This is a genomic window from Pseudomonas sp. LB3P93 (assembly GCF_054898025.1).
Genome location: NZ_CM142713.1, coordinates 3,639,333 through 3,661,094, shown reverse-complemented (window position 1 = coordinate 3,661,094; position 21,762 = coordinate 3,639,333). Strand labels below are relative to the sequence as shown.

The 21,762-nt window shown below is 59.6% G+C and carries 22 protein-coding genes; 11 read left to right on the top strand and 11 right to left on the bottom strand.

What is annotated here, in order from left to right; genetic code table 11:
• Positions 1 to 33 precede the first annotated feature (33 nt).
• Together ACYZT8_RS16470 and ACYZT8_RS16465 are read right to left on the bottom strand one after the other, a co-directional pair.
• Positions 34 to 1,428: a sensor histidine kinase gene (locus ACYZT8_RS16470; RefSeq protein ID WP_461974233.1), complete on the bottom strand. Its 1,395-nt coding sequence runs from the start codon at positions 1,426 to 1,428 to the stop codon at positions 34 to 36.
• Positions 1,406 to 2,089: a response regulator transcription factor gene (locus ACYZT8_RS16465; protein ID WP_010455216.1), complete on the bottom strand. Its 684-nt coding sequence runs from the start codon at positions 2,087 to 2,089 to the stop codon at positions 1,406 to 1,408. Before ACYZT8_RS16465 ends, ACYZT8_RS16470 begins: the two co-directional genes overlap by 23 nt.
• Before the next feature lie 378 nt (positions 2,090 to 2,467).
• On the opposite strand from ACYZT8_RS16465, the gene ACYZT8_RS16460 reads away from it, so the two are divergent.
• The 5 genes from ACYZT8_RS16460 to hcnC all read left to right on the top strand — a co-directional run bounded on the left by ACYZT8_RS16460 (position 2,468) and on the right by hcnC (position 7,459).
• On the top strand, positions 2,468 to 3,406 hold the full coding sequence (locus ACYZT8_RS16460) for a hypothetical protein (protein ID WP_461974230.1): 939 nt from the start codon (positions 2,468 to 2,470) through the stop codon (positions 3,404 to 3,406).
• Positions 3,407 to 3,711: 305 nt separating this feature from the next.
• Entirely contained in the window at positions 3,712 to 4,251 is a 540-nt protein-coding gene (locus tag ACYZT8_RS16455) for a hypothetical protein (protein ID WP_461974228.1), read from the top strand.
• 244 nt (positions 4,252 to 4,495) lie between these two features.
• Positions 4,496 to 4,810, top strand: coding sequence for a cyanide-forming glycine dehydrogenase subunit HcnA (gene hcnA / locus ACYZT8_RS16450; RefSeq protein WP_461974226.1), 315 nt, complete (start codon positions 4,496 to 4,498; stop codon positions 4,808 to 4,810).
• On the top strand, positions 4,807 to 6,216 hold the full coding sequence (gene hcnB / locus ACYZT8_RS16445) for a cyanide-forming glycine dehydrogenase subunit HcnB (protein WP_461974224.1): 1,410 nt from the start codon (positions 4,807 to 4,809) through the stop codon (positions 6,214 to 6,216). The genes hcnA and hcnB overlap by 4 nt, the downstream gene beginning before the upstream one ends.
• Positions 6,209 to 7,459, top strand: a complete 1,251-nt coding sequence (hcnC, locus tag ACYZT8_RS16440; RefSeq protein ID WP_461974222.1) for a cyanide-forming glycine dehydrogenase subunit HcnC — start codon at positions 6,209 to 6,211, stop codon at positions 7,457 to 7,459. The genes hcnB and hcnC overlap by 8 nt, the downstream gene beginning before the upstream one ends.
• A 120-nt stretch (positions 7,460 to 7,579) precedes the next feature.
• Here hcnC and ACYZT8_RS16435 read toward each other — a convergent pair whose 3' ends face one another.
• Together ACYZT8_RS16435 and ACYZT8_RS16430 are read right to left on the bottom strand one after the other, a co-directional pair.
• Complete coding sequence (locus tag ACYZT8_RS16435) at positions 7,580 to 9,391, bottom strand: monovalent cation:proton antiporter-2 (CPA2) family protein (protein ID WP_461974220.1); 1,812 nt, start codon at positions 9,389 to 9,391, stop codon at positions 7,580 to 7,582.
• A gap of 199 nt (positions 9,392 to 9,590) precedes the next feature.
• Positions 9,591 to 10,196 carry a DJ-1/PfpI family protein gene (locus ACYZT8_RS16430; RefSeq protein ID WP_461974219.1) on the bottom strand — a complete coding sequence of 202 codons (606 nt, stop codon included), beginning with the start codon at positions 10,194 to 10,196 and terminating at the stop codon, positions 9,591 to 9,593.
• A 149-nt stretch (positions 10,197 to 10,345) separates the two neighbouring features.
• Between ACYZT8_RS16430 and ACYZT8_RS16425 the strand changes: the two genes are divergently transcribed.
• Positions 10,346 to 10,654 (top strand): RcnB family protein, encoded by a 309-nt coding sequence (locus ACYZT8_RS16425; RefSeq protein ID WP_461974217.1) that lies wholly within the window; start codon positions 10,346 to 10,348, stop codon positions 10,652 to 10,654.
• Between the two features lie 10 nt (positions 10,655 to 10,664).
• Here the strand turns inward: ACYZT8_RS16425 and ACYZT8_RS16420 are convergent, their stop codons facing one another.
• Positions 10,665 to 11,738 (bottom strand): diguanylate cyclase domain-containing protein, encoded by a 1,074-nt coding sequence (locus tag ACYZT8_RS16420; RefSeq protein ID WP_461974215.1) that lies wholly within the window; start codon positions 11,736 to 11,738, stop codon positions 10,665 to 10,667.
• A gap of 164 nt (positions 11,739 to 11,902) precedes the next feature.
• Here ACYZT8_RS16420 and ACYZT8_RS16415 point away from each other — a divergent pair, with 164 nt between their 5' ends.
• Positions 11,903 to 12,241, top strand: coding sequence for an FKBP-type peptidyl-prolyl cis-trans isomerase (locus tag ACYZT8_RS16415; RefSeq protein WP_461974213.1), 339 nt, complete (start codon positions 11,903 to 11,905; stop codon positions 12,239 to 12,241).
• Between the two features lie 71 nt (positions 12,242 to 12,312).
• Here the strand turns inward: ACYZT8_RS16415 and ACYZT8_RS16410 are convergent, their stop codons facing one another.
• The 3 genes from ACYZT8_RS16410 to ACYZT8_RS16400 all read right to left on the bottom strand — a co-directional run bounded on the left by ACYZT8_RS16410 (position 12,313) and on the right by ACYZT8_RS16400 (position 14,595).
• The gene (locus ACYZT8_RS16410) at positions 12,313 to 12,603 is read right to left on the bottom strand and encodes a pyocin S6 family toxin immunity protein (protein WP_461974211.1); all 291 of its coding nucleotides are present in this window, start codon (positions 12,601 to 12,603) and stop codon (positions 12,313 to 12,315) included.
• Between the two features lie 213 nt (positions 12,604 to 12,816).
• The gene (locus ACYZT8_RS16405) at positions 12,817 to 13,194 is read right to left on the bottom strand and encodes a DUF6124 family protein (protein ID WP_461974209.1); all 378 of its coding nucleotides are present in this window, start codon (positions 13,192 to 13,194) and stop codon (positions 12,817 to 12,819) included.
• Positions 13,195 to 13,563: 369 nt separating this feature from the next.
• Positions 13,564 to 14,595, bottom strand: coding sequence for a D-cysteine desulfhydrase family protein (locus ACYZT8_RS16400; protein WP_461974207.1), 1,032 nt, complete (start codon positions 14,593 to 14,595; stop codon positions 13,564 to 13,566).
• A 116-nt stretch (positions 14,596 to 14,711) separates the two neighbouring features.
• On the opposite strand from ACYZT8_RS16400, the gene ACYZT8_RS16395 reads away from it, so the two are divergent.
• On the top strand, positions 14,712 to 15,593 hold the full coding sequence (locus tag ACYZT8_RS16395) for a LysR family transcriptional regulator (RefSeq protein WP_461974205.1): 882 nt from the start codon (positions 14,712 to 14,714) through the stop codon (positions 15,591 to 15,593).
• Positions 15,594 to 15,626: 33 nt separating this feature from the next.
• Here the strand turns inward: ACYZT8_RS16395 and ACYZT8_RS16390 are convergent, their stop codons facing one another.
• Together ACYZT8_RS16390 and ACYZT8_RS16385 are read right to left on the bottom strand one after the other, a co-directional pair.
• Entirely contained in the window at positions 15,627 to 16,370 is a 744-nt protein-coding gene (locus ACYZT8_RS16390; RefSeq protein WP_461974203.1) for an SDR family NAD(P)-dependent oxidoreductase, read from the bottom strand.
• A gap of 183 nt (positions 16,371 to 16,553) precedes the next feature.
• The gene (locus ACYZT8_RS16385) at positions 16,554 to 17,678 is read right to left on the bottom strand and encodes a cytochrome P450 (protein ID WP_461974201.1); all 1,125 of its coding nucleotides are present in this window, start codon (positions 17,676 to 17,678) and stop codon (positions 16,554 to 16,556) included.
• A gap of 82 nt (positions 17,679 to 17,760) precedes the next feature.
• On the opposite strand from ACYZT8_RS16385, the gene ACYZT8_RS16380 reads away from it, so the two are divergent.
• From ACYZT8_RS16380 to ACYZT8_RS16370, 3 genes are all read left to right on the top strand, one after another.
• Entirely contained in the window at positions 17,761 to 18,510 is a 750-nt protein-coding gene (locus ACYZT8_RS16380; RefSeq protein WP_461974200.1) for an ArsR/SmtB family transcription factor, read from the top strand.
• Between the two features lie 80 nt (positions 18,511 to 18,590).
• Positions 18,591 to 19,811, top strand: coding sequence for a putative DNA modification/repair radical SAM protein (locus ACYZT8_RS16375; RefSeq protein ID WP_461974198.1), 1,221 nt, complete (start codon positions 18,591 to 18,593; stop codon positions 19,809 to 19,811).
• A complete protein-coding gene (locus ACYZT8_RS16370) occupies positions 19,808 to 20,644 on the top strand; it encodes a TIGR03915 family putative DNA repair protein (protein ID WP_461974196.1) in 837 nt (278 codons plus the stop codon). The genes ACYZT8_RS16375 and ACYZT8_RS16370 overlap by 4 nt, the downstream gene beginning before the upstream one ends.
• A gap of 53 nt (positions 20,645 to 20,697) precedes the next feature.
• Here ACYZT8_RS16370 and ACYZT8_RS16365 read toward each other — a convergent pair whose 3' ends face one another.
• Complete coding sequence (locus ACYZT8_RS16365; protein ID WP_461974194.1) at positions 20,698 to 21,717, bottom strand: branched-chain amino acid aminotransferase; 1,020 nt, start codon at positions 21,715 to 21,717, stop codon at positions 20,698 to 20,700.
• Positions 21,718 to 21,762: the final 45 nt, after the last annotated feature.

Here is a 21,762-nt window from a genome sequence, read left to right as displayed (position 1 = left end):
CCCACAGGTTTAGTGTCAACTCGGATATTCGGGTCAGGTCTGTGGAATCAGGCTCTGCCCGCAATCGAGCACCAACCGCGCCCCGCCCAGTTCACTGGTGCCCACTTCAAGCGCAAACCCATGCAGGCTGACAATCGCCGCGACGATCGACAGCCCCAACCCGAACCCGCTTTTCTGATTTCCGCCCTCGGCACGGTAAAAGCGCTGGAACACCGCTTCACGTTCGCTTTCTGGAATGCCAGGCCCTGAATCGAGCACTTCGATTCGCGTGCGCCCTCCGTCATTTGCCCCCCGCAAAATCACCTCGCCACCCGGCTGCGTAAATTTGATCGAGTTGCTCAACAGGTTCGCCACCGCTTCAAACAGCAGCGCCCGATCGCCGTTCAACATCGGCAACGACTCCGGCAATTGCAGCGTGAACACCAGTTCACCTTCCTCCGCCAGCGGCAGGTAAAAGTCGTGCAACTCTTGCAGCAACGGCACCGGGTCCAGCTGCACAAAACCGGAACGCCGCTGGCGATCCTCCAGTTCGGAAATCCGCAGCAACCCGCGAAACCGCGCCATCAAGGTATCGGCTTCACCGAGTACGGAGTCCAGCTGCACGGCCAGCGTCGAACCGTCGTCCGCCTGTTGCTGGATTCGGTACAACTGCGCCCGTAAGCGGGTCAGCGGCGTGCGCAGGTCATGGGCGATGTTGTCGCACACACCCTTGACCTCGTTCATCAGGCGTTCGATGCGTTCAAGCATGGCGTTGACGATGGCCGCGAGCATGTCCAGCTCATCGCGGCGGTTCGACAGTGGCAGGCGCCGGGTCAGGTCTCCGGCGACGATGGCTTCGGCGCTGGCCTGAATCGCACGAATCCGCCGTAACGGGCGCCGCCGCAACAGATGCCAACCGGCGATACCGGGCAGGATGGTCAGCGTCACGCCCCAGAACAACGCGTGCAGAATGATTCGGGTCACGGCAAACAGCGAACCGTTATCGCGAACCAGCACCAGCCAGCGCCCGTCCTTTGTCTGGGTCGCGACCGCGTCGCAACTGTCGGCGGGCAGGCTGGGGTCGTCAGACTCGGCGCAGTCGCCGAGCATGTGGATCTTGCCGTCCAGCGGCAGGCCTTTGGGCATGTGGCGCAGGGCACCGCTGAGGTAGCGTTGCTGCGAATCGAACAGGCCATAGGCGTCGATGCCGCGAATGTCGAAGGTCATGCTGACGGCGAGGGCATCGGTCAATTGTTCGCCCTGAAAGTGCGAAAACAGATGCTGACGCTGCATCAGCGAGTGCTTGGCCAGGTTGTCCAGATAGGCGGAAACCTCGTAGTACATGACCCCCATCAGGATCCCGCTCCAGAGCACGAACAGTGAACTGTAGAGCGCGAGCAAGCGGCTGCTGGAAGAGCGCCAGCCGTTAGAGGGGTTCAGCAATGACATAACCCGAGCCTCGCACGGTCCGAATCAGTGGGACTTTGCCAGGCGGGTCGATCTTTTTGCGCAGCCGGCCGATGTGCACGTCGATCAGGTTGGTGCCTGGGTCGAAGTGATAACCCCAGACCTCTTCGAAAATCATCATCCGCGACAGGATCTGCCCGGTGTTGCGCATCAGGAATTCCAGCAATTTGTATTCGGTGGGCAATAGCGTCAGCAACTGATCGTCGCGGCTGGCTTCGTGGCTGATCAGGTTCAGCTCAAGATCGGCGACCCGCAATGTCGTCGCCTGAGCGGTCACCGTGTTCTGACGACGCAACAGGACCTCGACCCGGGCAGCCATTTCATCGGTGGCGAACGGCTTGGTCAGGTAATCATCGCCGCCAGCCCGCAAGCCGCGAACCCGCTCATCCACATCGGAGAGGGCGCTGATCATCAGGATCGGCGTGGCCACGCCCATGGTGCGCAGGGTGGTGACAATGGCCAGGCCATCAAGCTCCGGCAACATGCGGTCGAGGGTGATCAAGTCGTAATTGCCGCTGACAGCACGCTCCAGGCCTTCGCGGCCATTGTTGACCCAATCGACGTCGAGGCCGTGGCTACTGAGTTCGGCGACGATTTCCCGGGCAGTCACGGCGTCGTCTTCGATGGTCAAGATGCGGGTCATAGGGCGTGCCTGATAGTCAGTTCATGGCGGAGTGTGGGGGCATTTTGCCTATAAATGCTTGCCGACTTTCTAAATAAAACTTCACGTAGAGAAAAGATCGAAAGCACGCAGCCTCGTTTCACTCGGCAGCTGCTACAGGGGATTCGCATTTCTATGTAGCAGCTGTCGAGTGAAACGAGGCTGCGTGCTTTTTATCTTCCAATGCATAAAACCCGCTGCAATTGCCACTTCCTTGCATTTTGCATGGATATAGGAAGTTCAAAATTTATAAACCTTTGAAATAAAACGATTTATTAAATTTTTGCGACTGGCACGTTGACTGCAATCACTCCTTTGAAGAGTTGTAACACCATCTTTCCTGCCTGGAGCGATACAACAATGAATAGATCCTCTGATGGTTTCTATCCTGCCGCAGAAGAATCAACCACGCTCTCGGGTGTGTCCTGGGGGGCGATCTTCGCCGGCGCCGCTGCGGCGGCGGCGTTGTCACTGATTTTGGTGCTGCTGGGTTTTGGTTTGGGTTTCTCGGCTGTTTCACCATGGGCCAATGAGGGCGTGAGTGCCAAGGGCCTGGGCATTTCAACCATTGTGTGGCTGGCCGTCACGCAAATTGTGGCGTCCGGACTCGGTGGCTATATCGCCGGTCGCCTGCGGGTGAAGTGGGCCAACATGCACGGTGATGAAGTGTATTTCCGTGACACGGCCCATGGCTTCTTGGCCTGGTGCGTGGCAACGCTGGTGACCGCGACGCTGGTTGTCGGCTCGGTCAGCAGCATTGTCAGCGGTGGTGTACAAGCCGGAGCGAGTGTTGTCGGCGGTGCTGCGAGTGTCGCGACTCAAGCCGCTGGCACTGCTGCTGGCAATGCCAACAGCGACCAGTATGGCTACTTCGTCGACAGTCTGTTCCGCGATGATCGTCCGGCTGCCGTCAGCGATGACGCTGCCCGCAGCACCGTGACCCGCATCTTCGTCCGATCCCTGAGCAACGACGGTCAACTGGCTGCCGAGGACCGGACTTACTTGGCGCAAATGGTTGCTCAACGTACCAACCTGACCCAGGCCGATGCCGAACGCCGTGTCGATGAAGTCTACGCCCGTACCCAAAAAGCCGTGGCCGACGCCAAACTGGCTGCGCAACAAGCCGCTGAAACTGCCGCCAAAGTCGCTGCCTGGACTTCGCTGTGGATGTTCATTGCGCTGCTGATCGGTGCGTTTTTCGCCAGCCTCGCCGCTACCTTCGGCGGTCGTCGTCGGGATGCCGTGGAGTATGTGGAATCCGACGCCTACGTCACCACCACTTCGCTGCCAGTTCGCTAACCCAGGAGAATTACCATGCGCTCATTACTGCTGTTCTTTCTTGGCGTGCCAATCCCGATCATCATCCTGATCGCCCTGTTCATGCATTGATTATCTGAGGCTCATGCCTCTGCCGCTTCCGCCTCGGGTGGAAGCGGCTTTTTGCTTTCTGGCATCCAAAGAAGCGAAGATGAACCCTTGTGGGAGCGAGCCTGCTCGCGATAGCGGACTTAAGTTCAGCATCTTCGGTGACTGACAGTCCGCTATCGCGAGCAGGCTCACTCCCACACTTATTTTGCATTTGGCTTAAGAAAGGGAGACGTACGTTGGACAAAAAGGAAATCAAACGGCAACTGGTGGCCATGCTCGATGCCGGACGCTCCAAAACCGAGACGTTCAAGGCGTTCACCGGTGGGGCGGTCAAGGATCGGGTGCTGGCTTACTGGATCGGTGCCAGGCCGGATCCGGCGTTGCGAGAGAAACACTCACTCAAGGTCAACATTTTGATCGCGCTGACGTGCATTCAGGCCTTGCTGGGTGCGGTCACAGGGTTTTTCCTGGGCTCGATGATCGGCCCCGGTGCGGTGGTGTTCTTCACCCTGTTTGCGGCATTGGTACCGCTGGCGTTTGCTTGGGGCTTCTACAAGAACGTGGCGCAGGCCTACACCATTTACGTGATTCTGACCGTCAGCCAGATCTCGCGGATGTTCGAGGGCTATGAAGAAGACCCGGTGATGACCGTGGTCGGCGTTGCAATCACCTTGGGCATTGTGATTTTTGCCGCGTGGATAAAAAATCTGTTGTTCCCTGACCTGGGCTTCATTGGCTCGAAAAAGATCAAGGGCGAGTACGTGTTCTCCAACTGATCGACGGGTTGGGGTTAGGAGTCTTTCACTGGCCTGGATCAATATTCGCTTACGCAATATCTCCTACCGTAAAAGTTCCAAGCTCCTTCTTCGGCTTCGACTACATTGCTTTGACGCGCACTTGTTGCGCTGTCGAAGTACCGGTGCAGGCCGTCTCGTTTTTTGCGTATCAGTTGGCCTGCAAGGTGTAGTGCAGCAAGGAGCTGTGGAACCTCACCTGAACTCATCATGGATGAACATCGCAATGCCTCGCTTAGACAGAACGTTTGATATCCAGCCGCTGCCGCGCGCGGATATGACTGTGCACATCAACGGCCAGGCGGTCAGCGCCGCCATCGGCGAAACCGTCCTCTCGGTCATTCAATCCCTTGGCCTGCGCCAGGTGGCCCGTAACGATCACGACCAAATCAGCGGTGCCTATTGCGGCATGGGCGTGTGCCAATGCTGCCTGGTGAAAATCAATGGCCGGCACAAACGTCGTGCCTGCCAGACCGTGGTACGTGACGGCATGACCGTCGAAACCCAAGTCAACCGCATCGTTGAGCAGGAGGACGTATGAGCCTGCTTCCACTGATCGTCGGCGGTGGGCCGGCGGGAATGGCTGCGGCCATTGAACTGGCCCGACACGGCGTGCGTTGCACGTTGCTTGAAGAGGCGTCGCGGCTGGGTGGCGTGGTCTATCGCGGACCGTTGCGCGATGGCGTGCAACTCGACTATCTGGGGCCGCGGTATTCGGAAGTGCTGGCAAGGTTGCATGGCGAGTTTGAGGCACACTCGGCGCTGATCGAGGTGCGCCTGAATCACCGCGTGATCGGTGCTGAAGGCACGCGCGCTTTGGTGGTGCTGGACGCCGACGAACATTTGCAGGAAATCGAGTATCCGCAACTGGTGCTCGCGGCCGGTTGCCATGAACGTAGCGTGCCGTTTCCCGGCTGGACCTTGCCCGGCGTGATCCTGCTGGGGGGCCTGCAATTGCAGATCAAGAGCGGCGTGGTCAAGCCTCAAGGCCCCGTGGTGATTGCCGGCACCGGGCCTTTGTTGCCGCTGGTGGCCTGTCAGCTGCACGCGTCCGGTGTGACCGTCGCGGGTGTTTATGAGGCATGCGCGTTCGGCAAGATCGCTCGGGAAAGCCTGTCGCTGCTGAACAAACCGCAGCTGTTTCTCGATGGCTTGAGCATGCTCGCGTTCCTCAAACTGCACGGTATCCCGATGCATTACGGCTGGGGCGTGGTGGCGGCGCAGGGCGAAGGTGAGCTGAATGGCGTGACCGTGGCGCCGTATTCCAGCACCTGGGTGCCGGACCTGAGCCGTGCCGAGCAGATTGCGGCGCAAACCCTGGCAGTCGGCTACGGTTTTATCCCGCGCACCCAACTCAGCCAGCAAATGGGCCTGAACCATGGGTACAGCGACGACGGTTACCTGCGGGCCAGCGCCAATGTCTGGCAGCAAAGCAGCGAGCCTCACGTGCACCTGGCCGGTGACATGGGCGGGATTCTCGGTGGTGAAGCGGCGATGCTCGCGGGACGGATCGCGGCCACGTCGATCCTGTTGCAACGAGACGTGCTGGACGCGGAACTGGCCCTGGTACGGCGAAACCGCTATTTATCGAAACTTAAAGCCATCGTGCGTTTTCGCGCAGCAGTCGACCGCTACACCGAACGCGGCGTCGGTCAAACCGCGCTGCCCGCTGCCGACACGGTAATCTGCCGCTGCGAACACGCGACCCGCGCCGACATCGACCGAGCGCTGGAGCAGGGCGTGCAAGACCTGGCCAGCCTGAAAATGCGTACTCGCGTGAGCATGGGCGATTGTCAGGGGCGGATGTGCGTCGGTTATTGCACCGACCGCTTGCGCGAAGTCACGGGGCGGCAGGACGTAGGCTGGTTGCGGCCGCGCTTCCCGATTGATCCGATTCCTTTTTCTGCGTTCCACCCCGTCGGCATGGAGGCCACAAATCATGAGTAAGTTCTATGACGTGGTCATCGCCGGTGGCGGTGTGATCGGGGCGTCCTGCGCCTATCAGCTGTCCAAGCGCAAAAACCTCAAGGTCGCGTTGATCGACTGCAAGCGCCCGGGCAACGCCACCCGCGCTTCAGCCGGCGGCCTGTGGGCGATCGGCGAGTCGGTAGGGCTGGGCTGCGGGGTGATTTTCTTTCGCATGATGTCGGCCAATCGCAAGCGCGAGGCCCAGGGTTCGGCGGTGGTGGTGGATTCCAACACACCGCACATTCTGCCGCAGTCGTTCTTCGATTTTGCCTTGCAGTCCAACGCGATGTACCCGGCGCTGCACCAGGAGTTGAAAGACAACCACGGAATGGATTTCAAGTTCGAAAAGACCGGCCTGAAATTCGTGATCTACGACGATGAAGACCGCCTCTACGCCGAGCACATTGTCGCCTGCATTCCGCATCTGGCGGATCAGGTGCGCTGGCTCGATCAGGCAGCACTGCGCGAGGCCGAGCCGAGTGTCAGCCATGAGGCGAGCGGGGCGCTGGAGTTTCTCTGCGACCATCAGGTCAGCCCATTTCGGCTGGCCGACGCCTACACCGAAGGCGCGCGGCAGAACGGCGTCGACCTGTACTTCAACACCAACGTCACCGGGGTTTTGCACCATGGATCCCGCGTCAGCGGCGTGCAGACGGCCGAGGCCGGGGTGTTTCACTGCAACACCCTGATCAACGCGGCGGGTGCCTGGGCGGCGGATTTGAGTGAGCAGGCCACCGGGATCCGGATTCCGGTGAGACCGGTCAAGGGGCAAATCCTGCTGACCGAACGTATGCCGAAAATCCTGCGCGGTTGCCTGACCACCAGCGATTGTTATGTGGCGCAGAAGGACAATGGCGAGATCCTGATTGGTAGCACGACGGAGGATAAAGGCTTCGACGTGACCACCACCTACCCGGAAATTGCCGGGTTGGTGCAGGGTGCCGTGCGCTGTATTCCTGAGTTGGCGGACGTTAACCTCAAACGGACGTGGGCGGGGCTGCGTCCGGGGTCGCCGGATGAGTTGCCGATTCTCGGGCCGATGAGCGGGGTGGAGGGTTATCTCAATGCCTGCGGGCATTTCCGCACGGGGATTTTGACCTCGGCGATTACCGGGGTGTTGCTGGATAAGCTGGTGAATGGTGAGGCGTTACCGCTGGATATCACACCGTTTTTGGCGGATCGGTTTGCGGTGGAGGAGGTTGGATTGAAAAAAATGGCCTGACATCTAACCGCGTTATCGTTCATCGCAGGCAAGCCAGCTCCCACAGGGATTGTGTGAACGACACAAATCCCTGTGGGAGCTGGCTTGCCTGCGATGGCGGCATATCTGCCGCCACAAGGCTCAAACCTTACCAGCTTCCCGCTCCTCCATCTGATCCGCTTCAAACAACCGAGCCAATTCCCCCCGGGCTTCCTGGGCGGTCTGCAGTACCTTCGCCGCATCGTCATAAACCGCATGCTGAGCCTCCAGCACCTGTTCATCGTGGTGCTTGAAGCGCTTGATCCGCGCATCGGCCTGCGCCTGGGTCAAACCCAGCCCGAGCAGCGTGCGCCGGCTCATTTCGAGACTCGAGTAGTAGGTTTCCCGAATCGCCTCGGCACCGAGGTCCACCAACCGGTGCACGTGCTGACGGTTACGTGCCCGGGCGATGATTTTGATGTGCGGATAGAGCTTGTGCACCACCTCGGCGGTCTTGATGTTGGTGTCCGGGTCATCGGTGGCGATGACAAAGTATTCCGCCTGCTCGACCTTGGCCGCGCTGAGGATTTCCGGGCGCATCGGGTCGCCGTAGAACACCGGCACGCCGCCGAAGCTGCGGGACAGCTCGATGGTTTCCACGGAGGTGTCCAGCGCCACGAACTTGATGTTCTGCGCCCGCAGAATCCGCGCCACGATCTGTCCCATCCGGCCCATGCCGGCGATCACCACGCGCGGTGCGTCGGTGTCGATTTCGCGGAATTTCTCCGGCACCACCACGGGCTGCACCTTCGGCGAATACAGGCGTGCGCAGAGCAGCAGCAACAGCGGCGTGACGGCCATGGACAAGGTGATGGTCAGCACCAGCAAGTCGTACAGACGCGGCTCAAACAAACCTTGGTCGCGACCAATCTTGAACACTACAAACGCAAACTCACCACCGGCTGCCAGCACGATACCGAGTCGAATTGCGCTGACTTTGCCCAACCCACCGGCCAATCGGCCCACCACAAACAGCAGCGGCAGTTTGATTGCGATCAGCAGCAGGGTCAGCCCCAACACCGCGATCGGCGCGCTTAGCAGCAGGCTCAGGTTGGCGCCCATGCCGACGCTGATGAAGAACAGCCCCAGCAGCAGGCCCTTGAACGGTTCGATCTGCGCTTCCAGTTCATGACGGTATTCAGAGTCCGCCAGCAGCAGCCCGGCGAGGAACGCCCCGAGCGCCATCGACACACCGACCAGGTCCATCAGCCACGCCGTGCCGATCACCACCAGCAACGCGGTGGCGGTGGACACCTCGGGCAAACCGGTCCTGGCCACCACGCGAAACACCGGGCGCAGCAGATACCGTCCGCCGACCACGACCACCGCGATGCTGCCCAACACTCGTAAACCGTGATTCAAGTCCTCGGCCGCCGTGGTGGTGTGATCGCCGCCCGCCAGCAGCGGCACCATGGCAATCAACGGAATCGCGGCGATGTCCTGGAACAGCAGAATCGCAAACGCCAAGCGTCCATGGGGGCTGGTCAGCTCCTTGCGCTCGGCCAGGCTTTGCAGGCCAAACGCGGTGGACGACAGCGCCAGGCCAAGGCCGAGCACGATGGCGCTGTTCAACGACTGGCCGAACACAAATAACGCCAGCACGCCGATCACCGAGCCGGTCAGCAGCACCTGCGCCAGACCGACGCCAAACACCGATTTGCGCATCACCCACAAACGTCGCGGCGACAATTCCAGGCCGATGATGAACAGCAGCAACACCACACCGAGTTCGGAAATATGGCTGACGCTTTGCGGATTGCCGATCAAGCCCAGCACAGACGGGCCGATGATCACCCCGGCAAACAGATAACCCAGCACCGCCCCTAGCTGCAGACGTTTGGCCAAGGGCACGGTGAGCACCGCCGCGAACAGAAAAACGACAGCGGCTTGCAACAGGTTGCCTTCATGGGGCATGGCTTACTCCAGAACTCGGTACGGCGGAGTGCCAAGGATAAAGGGTGGGGCTTCAGGCGTCAGCCATGAACATGAATTGATGTTGACTGTGATGCCGTCATCGCGAGCAGGCTCGCTCCCACAGTGGATCTTCAGTGTTCACACAATCCCTGTGGGAGCGAGCCTGCTCGCGATGGCGTCCGAATGAGCAACTGATGACTCAAATAAACGCCTCAATATGCGCCATCCCCCGAGCCACATATTCGTCCTTCTCACCCACCGGCGCGAAATTGTGCAACACCTCCCGCGCCGCTTCAGTGCTCTTGAGCCGAGCCAGAAACCACACCGCCAAATACTGCGCCGACAGACACCCCCCCGCCGTAGCGATATTGCCATTGGCATAGAACGCCTGATTCACGACATTGACGCCAGCCGCCTGCACCCAAGGCTTGCTGATGTTGTCGGTACACGCCGGTGCATCACCGAGCAGCCCGAGCTTGGCCAGCAGAAAGGTGCCGGAACATTGTGCCGCCAGTAACTGCCGGCTTGAGTCGAAGCGCAACTGATCCATGATCGCCGGGTCGGCGGCCACTTCACGGGTCTTGCGGCCACTGCCCACCAACACCGCGTCAGCCTGACAGGCTTGCGCCAGATCGATGTGCGAATCGATGGTCAAACCGTTCATCGACGTGACGCGTGGCGTCGGCGAGGCGATGCTCACGCGCCAGTCCTTGTCGCCCTGCAAGGAGATACGGCTGAGCATGCCGAAGGCGATCAGGGAATCGAGTTCGTTGAAGCCGTCGAAGGTCAGAATGGCGATGTGCATGGCTAATCCTGCTGGTTTTTGCCAAGCCTACGCCCGGCGAATGCCCGGTTCCCCGTACAGTCCGCGGCAGAATCATCGTAACAGTAAGGAATGATTCCACACGGGCGCAGTCGGAGTTCAGGTGCCACGAATTTACTGGAGGTTCATCGATGAACAACAAGACCTTTATCGCCAGCCTTGCCCTCGTCGCAGGCCTCGCCGGTATCAGCCCCATCGTTCAGGCGGATGATCCCCCCGCAAAAACCGTCCAGCCCGGGATCAACAACTCCCGTCAACTGGTGGTCGGCGACCGCGCCCCGGACATTTACCAGCGCAGCGAAAAAGCGCTCGGCAACTGGAAAGCGAAAGGCCTGAAAGCGCCGAAGGAACAGGCGCAATGGGTGCAGATCGCTGACAAGTACATGATGGTGATGGTGACCAACGGGACGATTGTGGAGATCACGCCGATAGAGCGTTAGACCGCCAGGGTCATTCGACCCTGCTAGGACTCATCGTTTGTTCGCCCAACCGATACTGATTATTCCCGCTGCGCTTCGCCTCATACATCGCCAGGTCCGCAATGTGAATCAACCGGTCCATGCTCGGCGCATGGTCCGGGAAAACCGCCACGCCCAGGCTGGTGCCGATGTGGCGCTGGTCGTTGCCGATGGTGATTGGCGGTGACAGCTCGACGAAGATTTTCTGGCAGATGGTACGAGCCTCGTCTTGCAGGCTGACGCCTTGGGGCAGGCCCTGAAGAATCACCACGAATTCGTCGCCGCCGATCCGGGCGACTGTATCGGTTGAGCGCAGGATTTTCTTCAATCGCGTAGCGGTAGTGATCAGCACCCGGTCGCCGGCCGCGTGACCGTAATGATCGTTGATTGCCTTGAACCCGTTGAGGTCGACAAACACCAACGCCACCCGTGTGGCGCTGACGCGTGCCTGTTCCAGCGCTTCGCAGAGGCGCTCTTCAAGCACCAGGCGATTGGGCAGGCCGGTCAGCGGGTCGTAATGTGCCAAATGTTGCAGGTAACTGGCCGAGGCTTTTTCCTCGGTGATGTCACGCACGACGCCCATCATCTTGACGGTGGCGTCATGGTCGTTCTTCACCACGTTGCCGGTTTCCCGCAGCCAGCGAATGCTGCCGTCGGGCCACACAACGCGGTATTCCTCGTCATGGTTTTCACCGGTTTCCAGGCAACGCAATTCCCCGGCCCGGACTTTGACCCGGTCGTCCGGGTGTACGCAGGCGCAAAACAGCGCGTAGGAGGGCGTCACCTCGCCGATCTTGAAGCCGAACATTCCATAGATCGCGTCCGACCAGTAGAGCTTGTCGGTGTCGACATCCCAGTCCCAGGTGCCGATGCGGGCGAAGTATTGGCTGCGTTTGAAACGCTCGGCGTCGCCGTCCTGGCGGATGTGCAGGCCTTCGGAGAGGCTGGTGATCAGTGCGCGATGCTCGGCCAACTGTTTTTGCAGCGAGCGCTCGCGGCAAATCAGCGCGACAATCAGGGCAAGCATCACTGAGCCGATGGCTGCGCTGGTCCAGACGTCATTCATTCAAAAATTGCCATCGTGTCGTTTTGATCCGTAAGCCTTGGTGTTGGTTATCTTAGTTGAGGTTGATGCCGGAAACAGTGTGTATGGGTTGCCAACGGCGCACATTTCTGGGAAAACGGCGCCCATTACGCCCTGTTGGGTGAGTGAACAATAGAGTGAACGTGATGAATGATGAATTGCAGGTAATCGATCTTGAAGTCGGCGAAGGCAAAGCCGCCGTCAAAGGCGCGCTGATCACCACCCAATATCGCGGCTGGCTCGAGGACGGCACCGAATTCGATTCTTCCTACAGCCGTGGCAAACCCTTCCAGTGCGTGATTGGCACGGGGAGGGTAATTAAGGGCTGGGATCAGGGGATTATGGGGATGCAGGTCGGCGGCAAGCGCAAATTACTGGTGCCGGCGCATTTGGCGTACGGCGAGCGGACGATGGGCAAGATCACGCCGAATTCGAACCTGATTTTTGAGATTGAGTTGCTGGAAGTGCTGACGCGGGATGATTGATAAACGCGTGGGCTGAAATGGCAGGTGAAGCGAGGGGGCAAGCCCCTCGCCGCAGTTAACAGTTTTTCCCGCTATTCCCGCAGCCCTATGAAGAGGTCCAGGTCAGTCGGTAGCTGCACGTTGAGCGCTTTGGCGGTTTGTTGTATTTGCTCGGCAGTCAGTAAGCAGTCGCCGTACGCGCTTTCATCAAGATTTTTCCAGCCTAGTACACCCACTATCGTGGCTTCAAATTCAGGTGGAACTGTCAGTTCATACTTTAAGAAGTCACCTTCGTCATCACCTTTTAAAAATCCGCTGATCCAAAAAACATGATTCGGCTCCTGATTTATTCTCAGGTGGTCTTGCTGGGTGTTGTGAGTCATGAGCGTCCTTGTTTCAACTTTTGAAGGCGATGTGGACGCTATACGAATAGGACTTGGATGGATGTAGGGCTTTTCTGAAGCGTTGGCCGTTGTTACAAATGGCGTCAGCTTGTTGTTATGCGCTGAGTTGAAACAAAAAACGGCCATGCAGGTAGACAGAAAAGTCAGGCATTAGCTGTGGCAAGGGAGCAAGCCCCTCACCACAGGACATCACTAGCCTTGCGGGTCGATGTTATCCAGCGCCCGGTTTACCGGCAGTTCGCCCAGCATGACGACCTGCGCAATCCCCAGCGCCTTGTTGCGATGCGGGCCTTCCAGAAGGTCGGCGAAGTCACTGAGCATGACGCTCGCGGAGGCCATGGATTCGCAGGCATTGGCCAGCAGGCTTTCGCTGTCCATGTCGGGGGCGACCATGAACATGGTGCTGGGCTTGCGCGGGGTTTTGGCGTCTTTGAGTGCGGCGGGGTTGAGGTAGTGATCGAGGGCGCGTTCGGCGGCTTCGTGGAGTTTTTTTGAATCGAGGGATTCGTAGGGGGAGGCCGGGTCTGTATCGGTTTCTGACTCTGGGGGATTTGGTGTTTCTTTAATCATCGTGATGCTCCTTGGTCCATTAGGAGCTGCCAACATCACTTGCAGATGATGGGGTGGCAGCTATGCGCGGGTCTGCAAGACCGGGGAACCAGGAACCCGGCAGACCCGAAAGTCTCCCGCGCAAAGCCGCCATCAAAACGGACAAAAAAAGTGTCCTTTTGGCAACGCTATGCGAATAGTTCCGTCGGGCTTGCAGACCCGATCACTGATGAGCTGTGACCGGAACCAAGTTACCGACGAGCCCCAAGGCGCACAAGCCGGCGGATTCTGGCGCAGTTGTAGGCAATGGCGCAAGGTGATGTAGCCTCCTGCGACAGTTACAAATGATGTAGTGATTTGGCCGTCACCAACCCCCGTTATGACTGACGATCAGACCTGAAACGTCTCCCGATACGTATACAATCCCGGCGTTCCACCCGTCATCACAAACAGCACATTGTCACCGCGCTGGAAGCGTCCTTGCCTGAGATCACCCAGCAACCCGGCAAATGCTTTCCCGGAATACACCGGGTCAATCAACAAGCCTTCGGCCCGAGCCATCAGGCGCACCGCGTCGAGCATGGTGGGGGTCGGCAGACCGTACCCGTCGCCCAGCTGACTGCCATCAATGACAATCTCGGAAGCCTGAACAACCGCGTCGCTGCCCAGCAATGTCAGTGCATCCTGAGTTAATCGCACGGTTCTGTCCGCTGACGTGTCCCGATCAGACAAGACCGAATACGACTTGACGATCGACGTCCCCCGACCCAGCAACTGAAAGCCTGCGGCGAGCCCCGCGTGGGTGCCAGCGCTGCCATTGGGCACGACAACCTGATTAAAGTTGAGGCCGAGTTCCGTTTCCTGCTGCGCGATTTCCGCTGCGCAACGCGCATAACCAAGACTGCCCAGCGGCGTTGAGCCCCCGGTCGGTATCACCAACACTTTTCGCCCGGCATCCCGAAGTTGCGCGGCCCGTTTCTCGGCCTCGGCGAGTGAGTCGCTGCCCCCGGCCAGCACCCGTATTTCGGCGCCGAACAACTGGTCGAGCAGGACGTTTCCGTTAAGTTCGTAATCCACTTCGGATTTGGGCACCGACCGGGTCAGGATCAATTCGCAGGCAATGCCCAGACGGGCACACACCGCGGCCGTCAGGCGCGCATGATTGGACTGCAGGCCGCCGATGGTAATGACCGTGTCGACCCCGGCCGCGAGCGCCGCACCGAGGTGAAATTCGAGTTTGCGCAGTTTGTTGCCGCCACCGCCGATCAACATGTGATCATCGCGCTTGAGAAACAGGCCGATGCCCTGCGTCTTCAAACCCAGCAGCTGTTCCAGGCGTTCGGCCCGCTGAATCGGCGTGGGACCTTGCAACAGGTCTGCCCGCGCGAAAGAACTCAGTGACGTGTCCAGTAGGGTTTGCATCAATGGCGCCTCGTTATGCACTTTATTAAAGTGACTCTAGGGACAAAGTCCCGGGTGATAAACGCATCGCCGGTTATTACTCCTTTAACCTGATGTATCGAATGCAAGGCAGGGTGATGAGCAAACTCAGGCAAATGGAAGTGTTCGTCGCGGTCGTCGAGGCGGGTAGCTTCGCCGATGCGGCCCATGAAGTCGGCATGTCGGCGGTCATGGTCGGGCGGCATATCCAGAGCCTGGAGAAAACCCTCAATACCCAGCTGATTAAACGCACTACCCGGCGGCAATCCATCACGGGTGAGGGCCGATTGTTTTACGAAGAAGCCAAATTGGCGCTGGAACAAGTGAAGTACGCATTCAGTCGGGTCGAAGCGTCCAGCCCGGAGCCCAGCGGCCTGCTGCGAATCACCGCGCCGATGAGCCTCGGCGTTTCCCTGGTGGGGCCGCTGGTGGCCGAGTTCATGCAGCGTTATCCGCAGATTCAGGTCGAGCTGATTCTGAGCAATGAAGTGGTGGACTTGTACGAAACGTCATTCGATCTGGCGTTCAGGATTTCCGAACTGATCGGCGTCAATCTGTTGGCCACGCCGTTGCCGCCGTATCGAATGGTGATCTGCGCCTCACCCCGGTATCTGGAAAAGTGGCAGGAGCCCCAGTGCCCCGAAGACCTGCACCGACACAGAATTCTCACCCATACGTCCTGGAACAACCGGTTTGCCTGGCCGCTGAGAAACGGCGCCAGCGAAGTGCCCTGGCCTGACAGCGCGGTGCTGAAGAGCAATGATGGTCAGGTGCTGTTGCAGGCGGCCGTGGCGGGAGAGGGAATCTTGATGCAGCCTGATTTCCTGGTGTCGGCAGCGTTGGCCAAAGGTGAACTGGTCCGGATTATGGACGCCTATGTTCCGCCACCCAAACCGGTGCAGATGGTGTATCCGCGCTCCAGGAAATCGCTGCCCAAGTTGCAAGCCTTTGTCCACTTTGTAGCGGCTCGACTGGCGTGAATTTGGCGTCCTGAAGCGCAGACACATGCAGGGCTAGCGCACGGTGTAACCGCTGTCGACCACCCAATCCTGGCCGTACACGCTACGTGCGCCGCGGCTCAACTGGAACAGGATCACGTCTGCCACGGCACCCGGTTCCAGAAAACTTCCGCCGAGCAGCCGTTGGTTGACCGTGTTGGCGACATCGCCCAGTTCCGCAGGCTTCAAGCCAAGGGTCGACCAGATCGGGGTGGCCGTGGGGCCGGGCGATACGGTGTTGATTCGGATACCGTGAGGGGCCAACTCTACAGCCAGGGTCCGGGCATGGGCGATCAGCGCTGCTTTCGACGCGATGTAGGCTGCCAGTCCGGGAAAGGTCACGTTGGCCAGGAACGTTCCGATGAACACTACCGAAGCGGACGCCGCCAAGTGGCCGCGCAGGCAGGCCAAGGTGTTCAGCGCACCGGCGCCGTTGACCGCCCACTGACGGTCGAAGGCGGCTACATCCAGGCCATCGGCCAGTTGGGCGATGCCGGCATTGGGTACCACGAAATCCACCGGCCCCAAGGTTTCGGCGCGATTGCCCAGCCGGGCGAGGTCCTCTTGGCAAGTGACATCGCCAGCCACCCAGGCCAGTTGGTCATTGAAGCGTTCCGCCAATTCGGCCAGGCCGCCGAGCTGGCGTGACATCGCCAATACGCGAGCACCTTGCTCCAATAGTCGTTCGGTGACCGTCAGGCCGATGCCGGAACTTGCGCCAGTAACAACGGCCAAGCGATTGTGAAATTCGTTGAGCATGCAGCAATCCTCTTCCTGATAAGTCAGCCGGTCTTTTAGGGTGCGATCGTTAGTTGATTGAAAGCGTAGGTTTACGATCAAAATACGGGCCAGTCCGGGATGTCAGGCAGGGAGCGGGTTGTGGGAGGGTCGTTGTTAATTTGACTCTTTTGGGGGGTAGTCCTAATGACTGCGTTCTAGTCATTAGGACTGCCGCACCATCAGATCGCTAAAGACCGGAATACGCCCGTTCAGTGAAGGCCGGTACTTCCAGACCAATCGATCCAGAGCAGGTAGATGCAGCAGAATCGCGCTCAACGTGGCACTGGCAATTCCCAACGCCAGCATTTGCCCCGGACATTGATGCCGCCCGGCGCCAAACGTGAAACTGCGCCAATGCGGGCGATTTAGAATAAAGGTGTCGGGACTGTCATTGAGTTGCGGATCCCTGTTGGCCGAAGCCAGCAGCACCATAATCACATCGCCTGAATTGAGGTTTACACCCTCGATTTCGCAGGGTGCCGCGACAAACCTGCGGGTGTTCTGTACTGACGGGTCGAAGCGCTGAATTTCAGCGATCAAGTGGTCAACGTGCGTCGTATCGCGCAGTAACGACGGGTTTCGAATCAGCGCCACTATCGAGTTTCCAATCAGCCCGGCGGTGGCTTCATACGTCTGGGAGAACAGCCCGATCAGATTGGCAATCAGCGTTTCAGTGTCGCCGGCGAAGCGTGAGCGAATCCCGGCGAGCAGTGCGCTTCTGTTGTCCGGATCATCCAGTAGCTCAATGAAATAACCCCTCAACTGTTCCGCCGCAGCATGGGCAACCTTCAGTTGTGCCTGATCACTCAGCGGCGACAGGCACGCGACGAAATCCGCCGTCAGCTCACTGATCGCCCGACCCTGAGCCGGTGAGAACCCCAGCAACGCCGCCACCACACAAACCGGCCCGCGAAACATGGCGTTGTACAACCCATCGGCATCCGGCGTGATCAACCGCGCGGCCACCAGCGTATTGACCTCGTTCTGATCAATCAGCGCCAAACCCGGCTCGATCGCCGACCTCGGGCAACGCTGACGTTCGCCCTCATTCATCCGCATCAATTGACCAAACACCTTGCCGGCCATGCCGTCGGCAATCGCTTTGGGCACCGGCTCAGCGGCCGGCCGAACATGGCAATCCGGATGCGCCAGCACCGCCGCAACCGCTTGGGCGCTACTCGCAACCCACAGTTTCAGCCCTTGGTGAAACACCAACCCACCCTCGGCGCGCAGCCCGGCGTAATAGGGATAGGGATCGGCATGAGTCGCAGCGATGATCGGGTCCATGGGTCGTAGCCTTTTTCGTGGAGAGGAAAGTGTTGCTACTATCTCCAGTCCGAAAGGGCCTTGATTCGTCCGGGAGCGAAATATGAACGTTGAACAACACGACATCGGCGTCTCTCAAGTGGCCGCAGCCATCGCGGAACCGGCCCGGACGAAAATCCTCTGTTCGCTGATGGACGGCCACGCTCGCACCAGCACCGAGCTCGCGGCAATTGCCGAAGTCAGCGCCTCCACCGCCAGCGCGCACCTGGCCAAGCTCAAGGAACTGGCGCTGCTGCGTTTGCACGTGCAGGGCCGCCATCGCTATTACAGCCTCGCGGACAAACGCGTGGCCCAGGCACTGGAAGCGCTGATGGTGATCGGCCAGAACACCTCGCCGACGTTTAGTTCGCGAACGCCGGATCGCCTGCAATTCGCCCGCACCTGCTACGACCACATGGCCGGGACGCTGGCGGTGTTGCTGCATGACCGGATGCTGGAAAAAGGCTGGTTGCTGGAAACCGATGAGCAGGTTTATCGCCTGAGCGACAGCGGCGAGGCGTTGATGGAAGGATTGGGTATCGAAGCCAACGACCTGAACACCTTGCGCCGCCGCTTTGCTTGCCCGTGCCTGGACTGGAGCATGCGCCGGCCACATTTGGGTGGTTCGCTGGGGGCTGCGTTGTTGCAAGCGGCGATCAAGCGTAAATGGGTGACGCAGGATCTGGACAGCCGGGCGCTGGCGTTGACGGCGCTGGGACGCAGGGAGCTTGGCGCGCGGTTCGGCCTGTCACTGCCAGACGTACAGCCCGTCCGGGCGCAGCGCCAACCGCTGCCAGCGCATGATGTGATTTGACCCGACCAAGGGTTCGTTGATCGCTTGTGCCATGAAGGGCGACCCTATACTGTATATCCACACAGTAAAAGGCGTATCCCATGGAACTCATCGACAAGCTCAGCATTCTCGCCGACGCCGCCAAGTACGACGCGTCTTGCGCCAGCAGTGGCGCGCCGAAGCGTAGTTCCGAGGGCAAGAGCGGCCTGGGCTCGACCGACGGCATGGGCATTTGCCACAGCTACACACCGGACGGGCGCTGTGTTTCGTTGCTGAAGGTGCTGCTGACCAATTTCTGTCTTTACGACTGCCAGTATTGCGTCAATCGACGCTCCAGCGACGTGCCACGCGCACGCTTCACGCCAGAAGAAGTGGTGACGCTGACCATGGATTTCTACCGGCGTAACTGCGTCAGTGGGCTGTTTCTCAGTTCCGGGATCATTCGCTCGGCGGACTACACCATGGAGCAGCTGATCCGCGTGGCCAAATTGCTGCGCGAAGACCACGAGTTCCGCGGTTACATCCACCTCAAGACCATCCCCGAAGCCGACCCGGCGCTGATCGAGGAGGCGGGGCGCTACGCCGATCGCTTGAGCGTGAACATTGAATTGCCCACCGACGCCAGCCTGCAAACCCTGGCCCCGGAGAAACAGCTGGGCTCGATCAAGCAAGCGATGAAAACCATCTACACCGGCGTACAAACCGTACTCAACGAACCGCGCGCACCAAAATTTGCCCCTGCCGGGCAGAGCACGCAAATGATCGTCGGCGCCGATGACACCGATGACAGCACCATTCTCCACAGCGCCCAGGCGCTATATGGCAACTTCAGTTTGCGCCGGGTCTATTACTCGGCATTCAGCCCGATCCCCAACAGCCCGAAAAGCGTGCCTTTGGCCGCGCCACCGCTGATGCGCGAGCACCACTTGTATCAGGCGGACTTCCTGTTGCGCAGCTACGGCTTCACCGCGGGCGAGCTGTTCAAAGGGCCTGGGCACCTGGCGCTCGACATCGACCCGAAGCTGGCGTGGGCACTGGAGAATCGCGAAGTGTTTCCGCTGGACCTCAATCGCGCCGAGGCATCGTTGATCGCGCGCATTCCCGGTATCGGCCTGCGCACCACCGAGCGGCTGGTGGAGTTGCGCCGTCAGCGCCGCATTCGCTACGAAGACCTGGCCCGAATGCGCTGCGTGCTGGCCAAGGCCAAGCCGTTCTTCATCACCAGCGACTACCACCCGCAGCAGGCCGAGGTCACCAGTCATTTGCTTTATCAGCAACTGCGCGACCGGCCGCAGCCGCAGCAAATGGGGTTATGGGGATGATCAGTCTGGATTGCGACGACCTGTTCGACACCTGGCGCCAGCAGGCTCGCTGGCTGCTCAGTCATGAGGTGGACCCGAGCCGCGTGAGCTGGGCCAGTGAAGGCGTGCCCGATCTGTTCGCCAGTGACGATGCACCACCCCCAACCCAGGGCCCGTTTCAGGCTCGGATACCGCGAACGCTGTTGGACACCCTTGAGCGCGCCGCCCGTTATCGCGGTGATCAACGCTGGAGTCTGCTGTACGAAGTGCTGTGGCGGGTCAGCCATGGTGACCACACCGCGATGCTGGCCGGTGACAATCTTGGCAGTGAATTTCATAGAAGAATCAAACAGGTACAGCGTGAAGCTCATCATCTACATGCATTTGTACGCTTCGTGGCAATGCCTGAAGGTGAGGGGCCGCAATACGTCGCGTGGCATGAACCTGCCCACGACATCCTGCACAGTGCCAGTGAACATTTTATCGGGCGCATGGGCCGGCATCGCTGGTTGATCGCGACGCCCCGAGACGGGGTTTACTACGATGGCGAGCAGTTGATCCACCAACGGCAGTGCCCGGTTGAATGGCAGCAGCTGGCACAAAACGTCGACGACCCGCACAGCGACATGTGGTTGACCTACTACAGCCACATCTTCAATCCTGCGCGTTTGAACCCGAAAGTCATGCAAGGGCATTTACCGGCACGGTTCTGGAAAAACCTGCCTGAAGGCGCGCTGATTCCGGGGCTGATCACCCAGGCACGCACGGGTAAGCAACAGGATGGCCAGGCGAGCGGAATCAAGGGCAGGGGCGGTAAACGTATTGCGCGGGCAGATGCCGGGCATCGCTCATAAAAAAGCCCCCCATCGCCAATGCGATGGAGGGCTTCGATGCAGCAGGGGTCAGATCAAACCTTAACGATCCAGCCCGCTGGCGCTTCGATGTCGCCAGTCTGTACACCGGTCAGCTCTTTGTAGAGCTTCTGGGTGACCGGGCCGACTTCGGTTTCGCTGTGGAACACGTGCAGGTGGTCGTTGTAGCTGATGCCGCCGATCGGGGTGATCACGGCAGCAGTGCCGCAAGCGCCGGCTTCCTTGAAGTCGGACAGCTTGTCGATGAACACGTCACCTTCAACCACTTCCAGGCCCAGACGCGATTTGGCCAGCTCGATCAACGACAGACGGGTGATGCCCGGCAGCACCGACGGCGAGTTCGGCGTGACGAACTTGTTGTCGTGGGTGATCCCGAAGAAGTTGGCCGAGCCGACTTCTTCGATTTTGGTGTGGGTCATCGGGTCCAGGTAGATGCAGTCGGCGTAATGCGCCTTCTTGGCCTGGGAACCTGGCATCAGGCTGGCCGCGTAGTTGCCACCGACTTTGGCTGCACCGGTGCCTTGTGGGGCGGCGCGGTCGTAGCTGGAGATCAGGAAGTTGTGCGGCGTCAGGCCACCCTTGAAATAGGCGCCGACCGGAATGGCGAAGATCGAGAAGATGAACTCGGGCGCGGTACGCACACCGATGTTGTCACCCACGCCGATCACGAACGGACGCAGGTACAGCGCGCCGCCGGTGCCGTAAGGCGGGATGAAACGCTCGTTGGCACGAACCACTTCTTTGCAGGCTTCGATGAACTGCTCGGTTTCCACGAACGGCATCAGCAGGCGTGCGCAGCTGCGTTGCATGCGCAGGGCGTTCTGATCCGGACGGAACAGGTTGATCGAGCCGTCCTTGCAACGATAGGCCTTCATGCCTTCGAAGCATTGCTGACCATAGTGAAGGGCAGTGGAGCCTTCGCTGATGTGCAGCACGTTGTCTTCGGTCAGGGTGCCTTTGTCCCACTCGCCATTACGCCAGTACGACAGATAGCGCTTGTCGGTCTTGATGTAGTCAAAACCCAGCTTGTCCCAATTGATGCTTTCGTTACCCATGACACCCTCTATCACTTAACAACCGCCGAAACGGTTCAAGGCTTC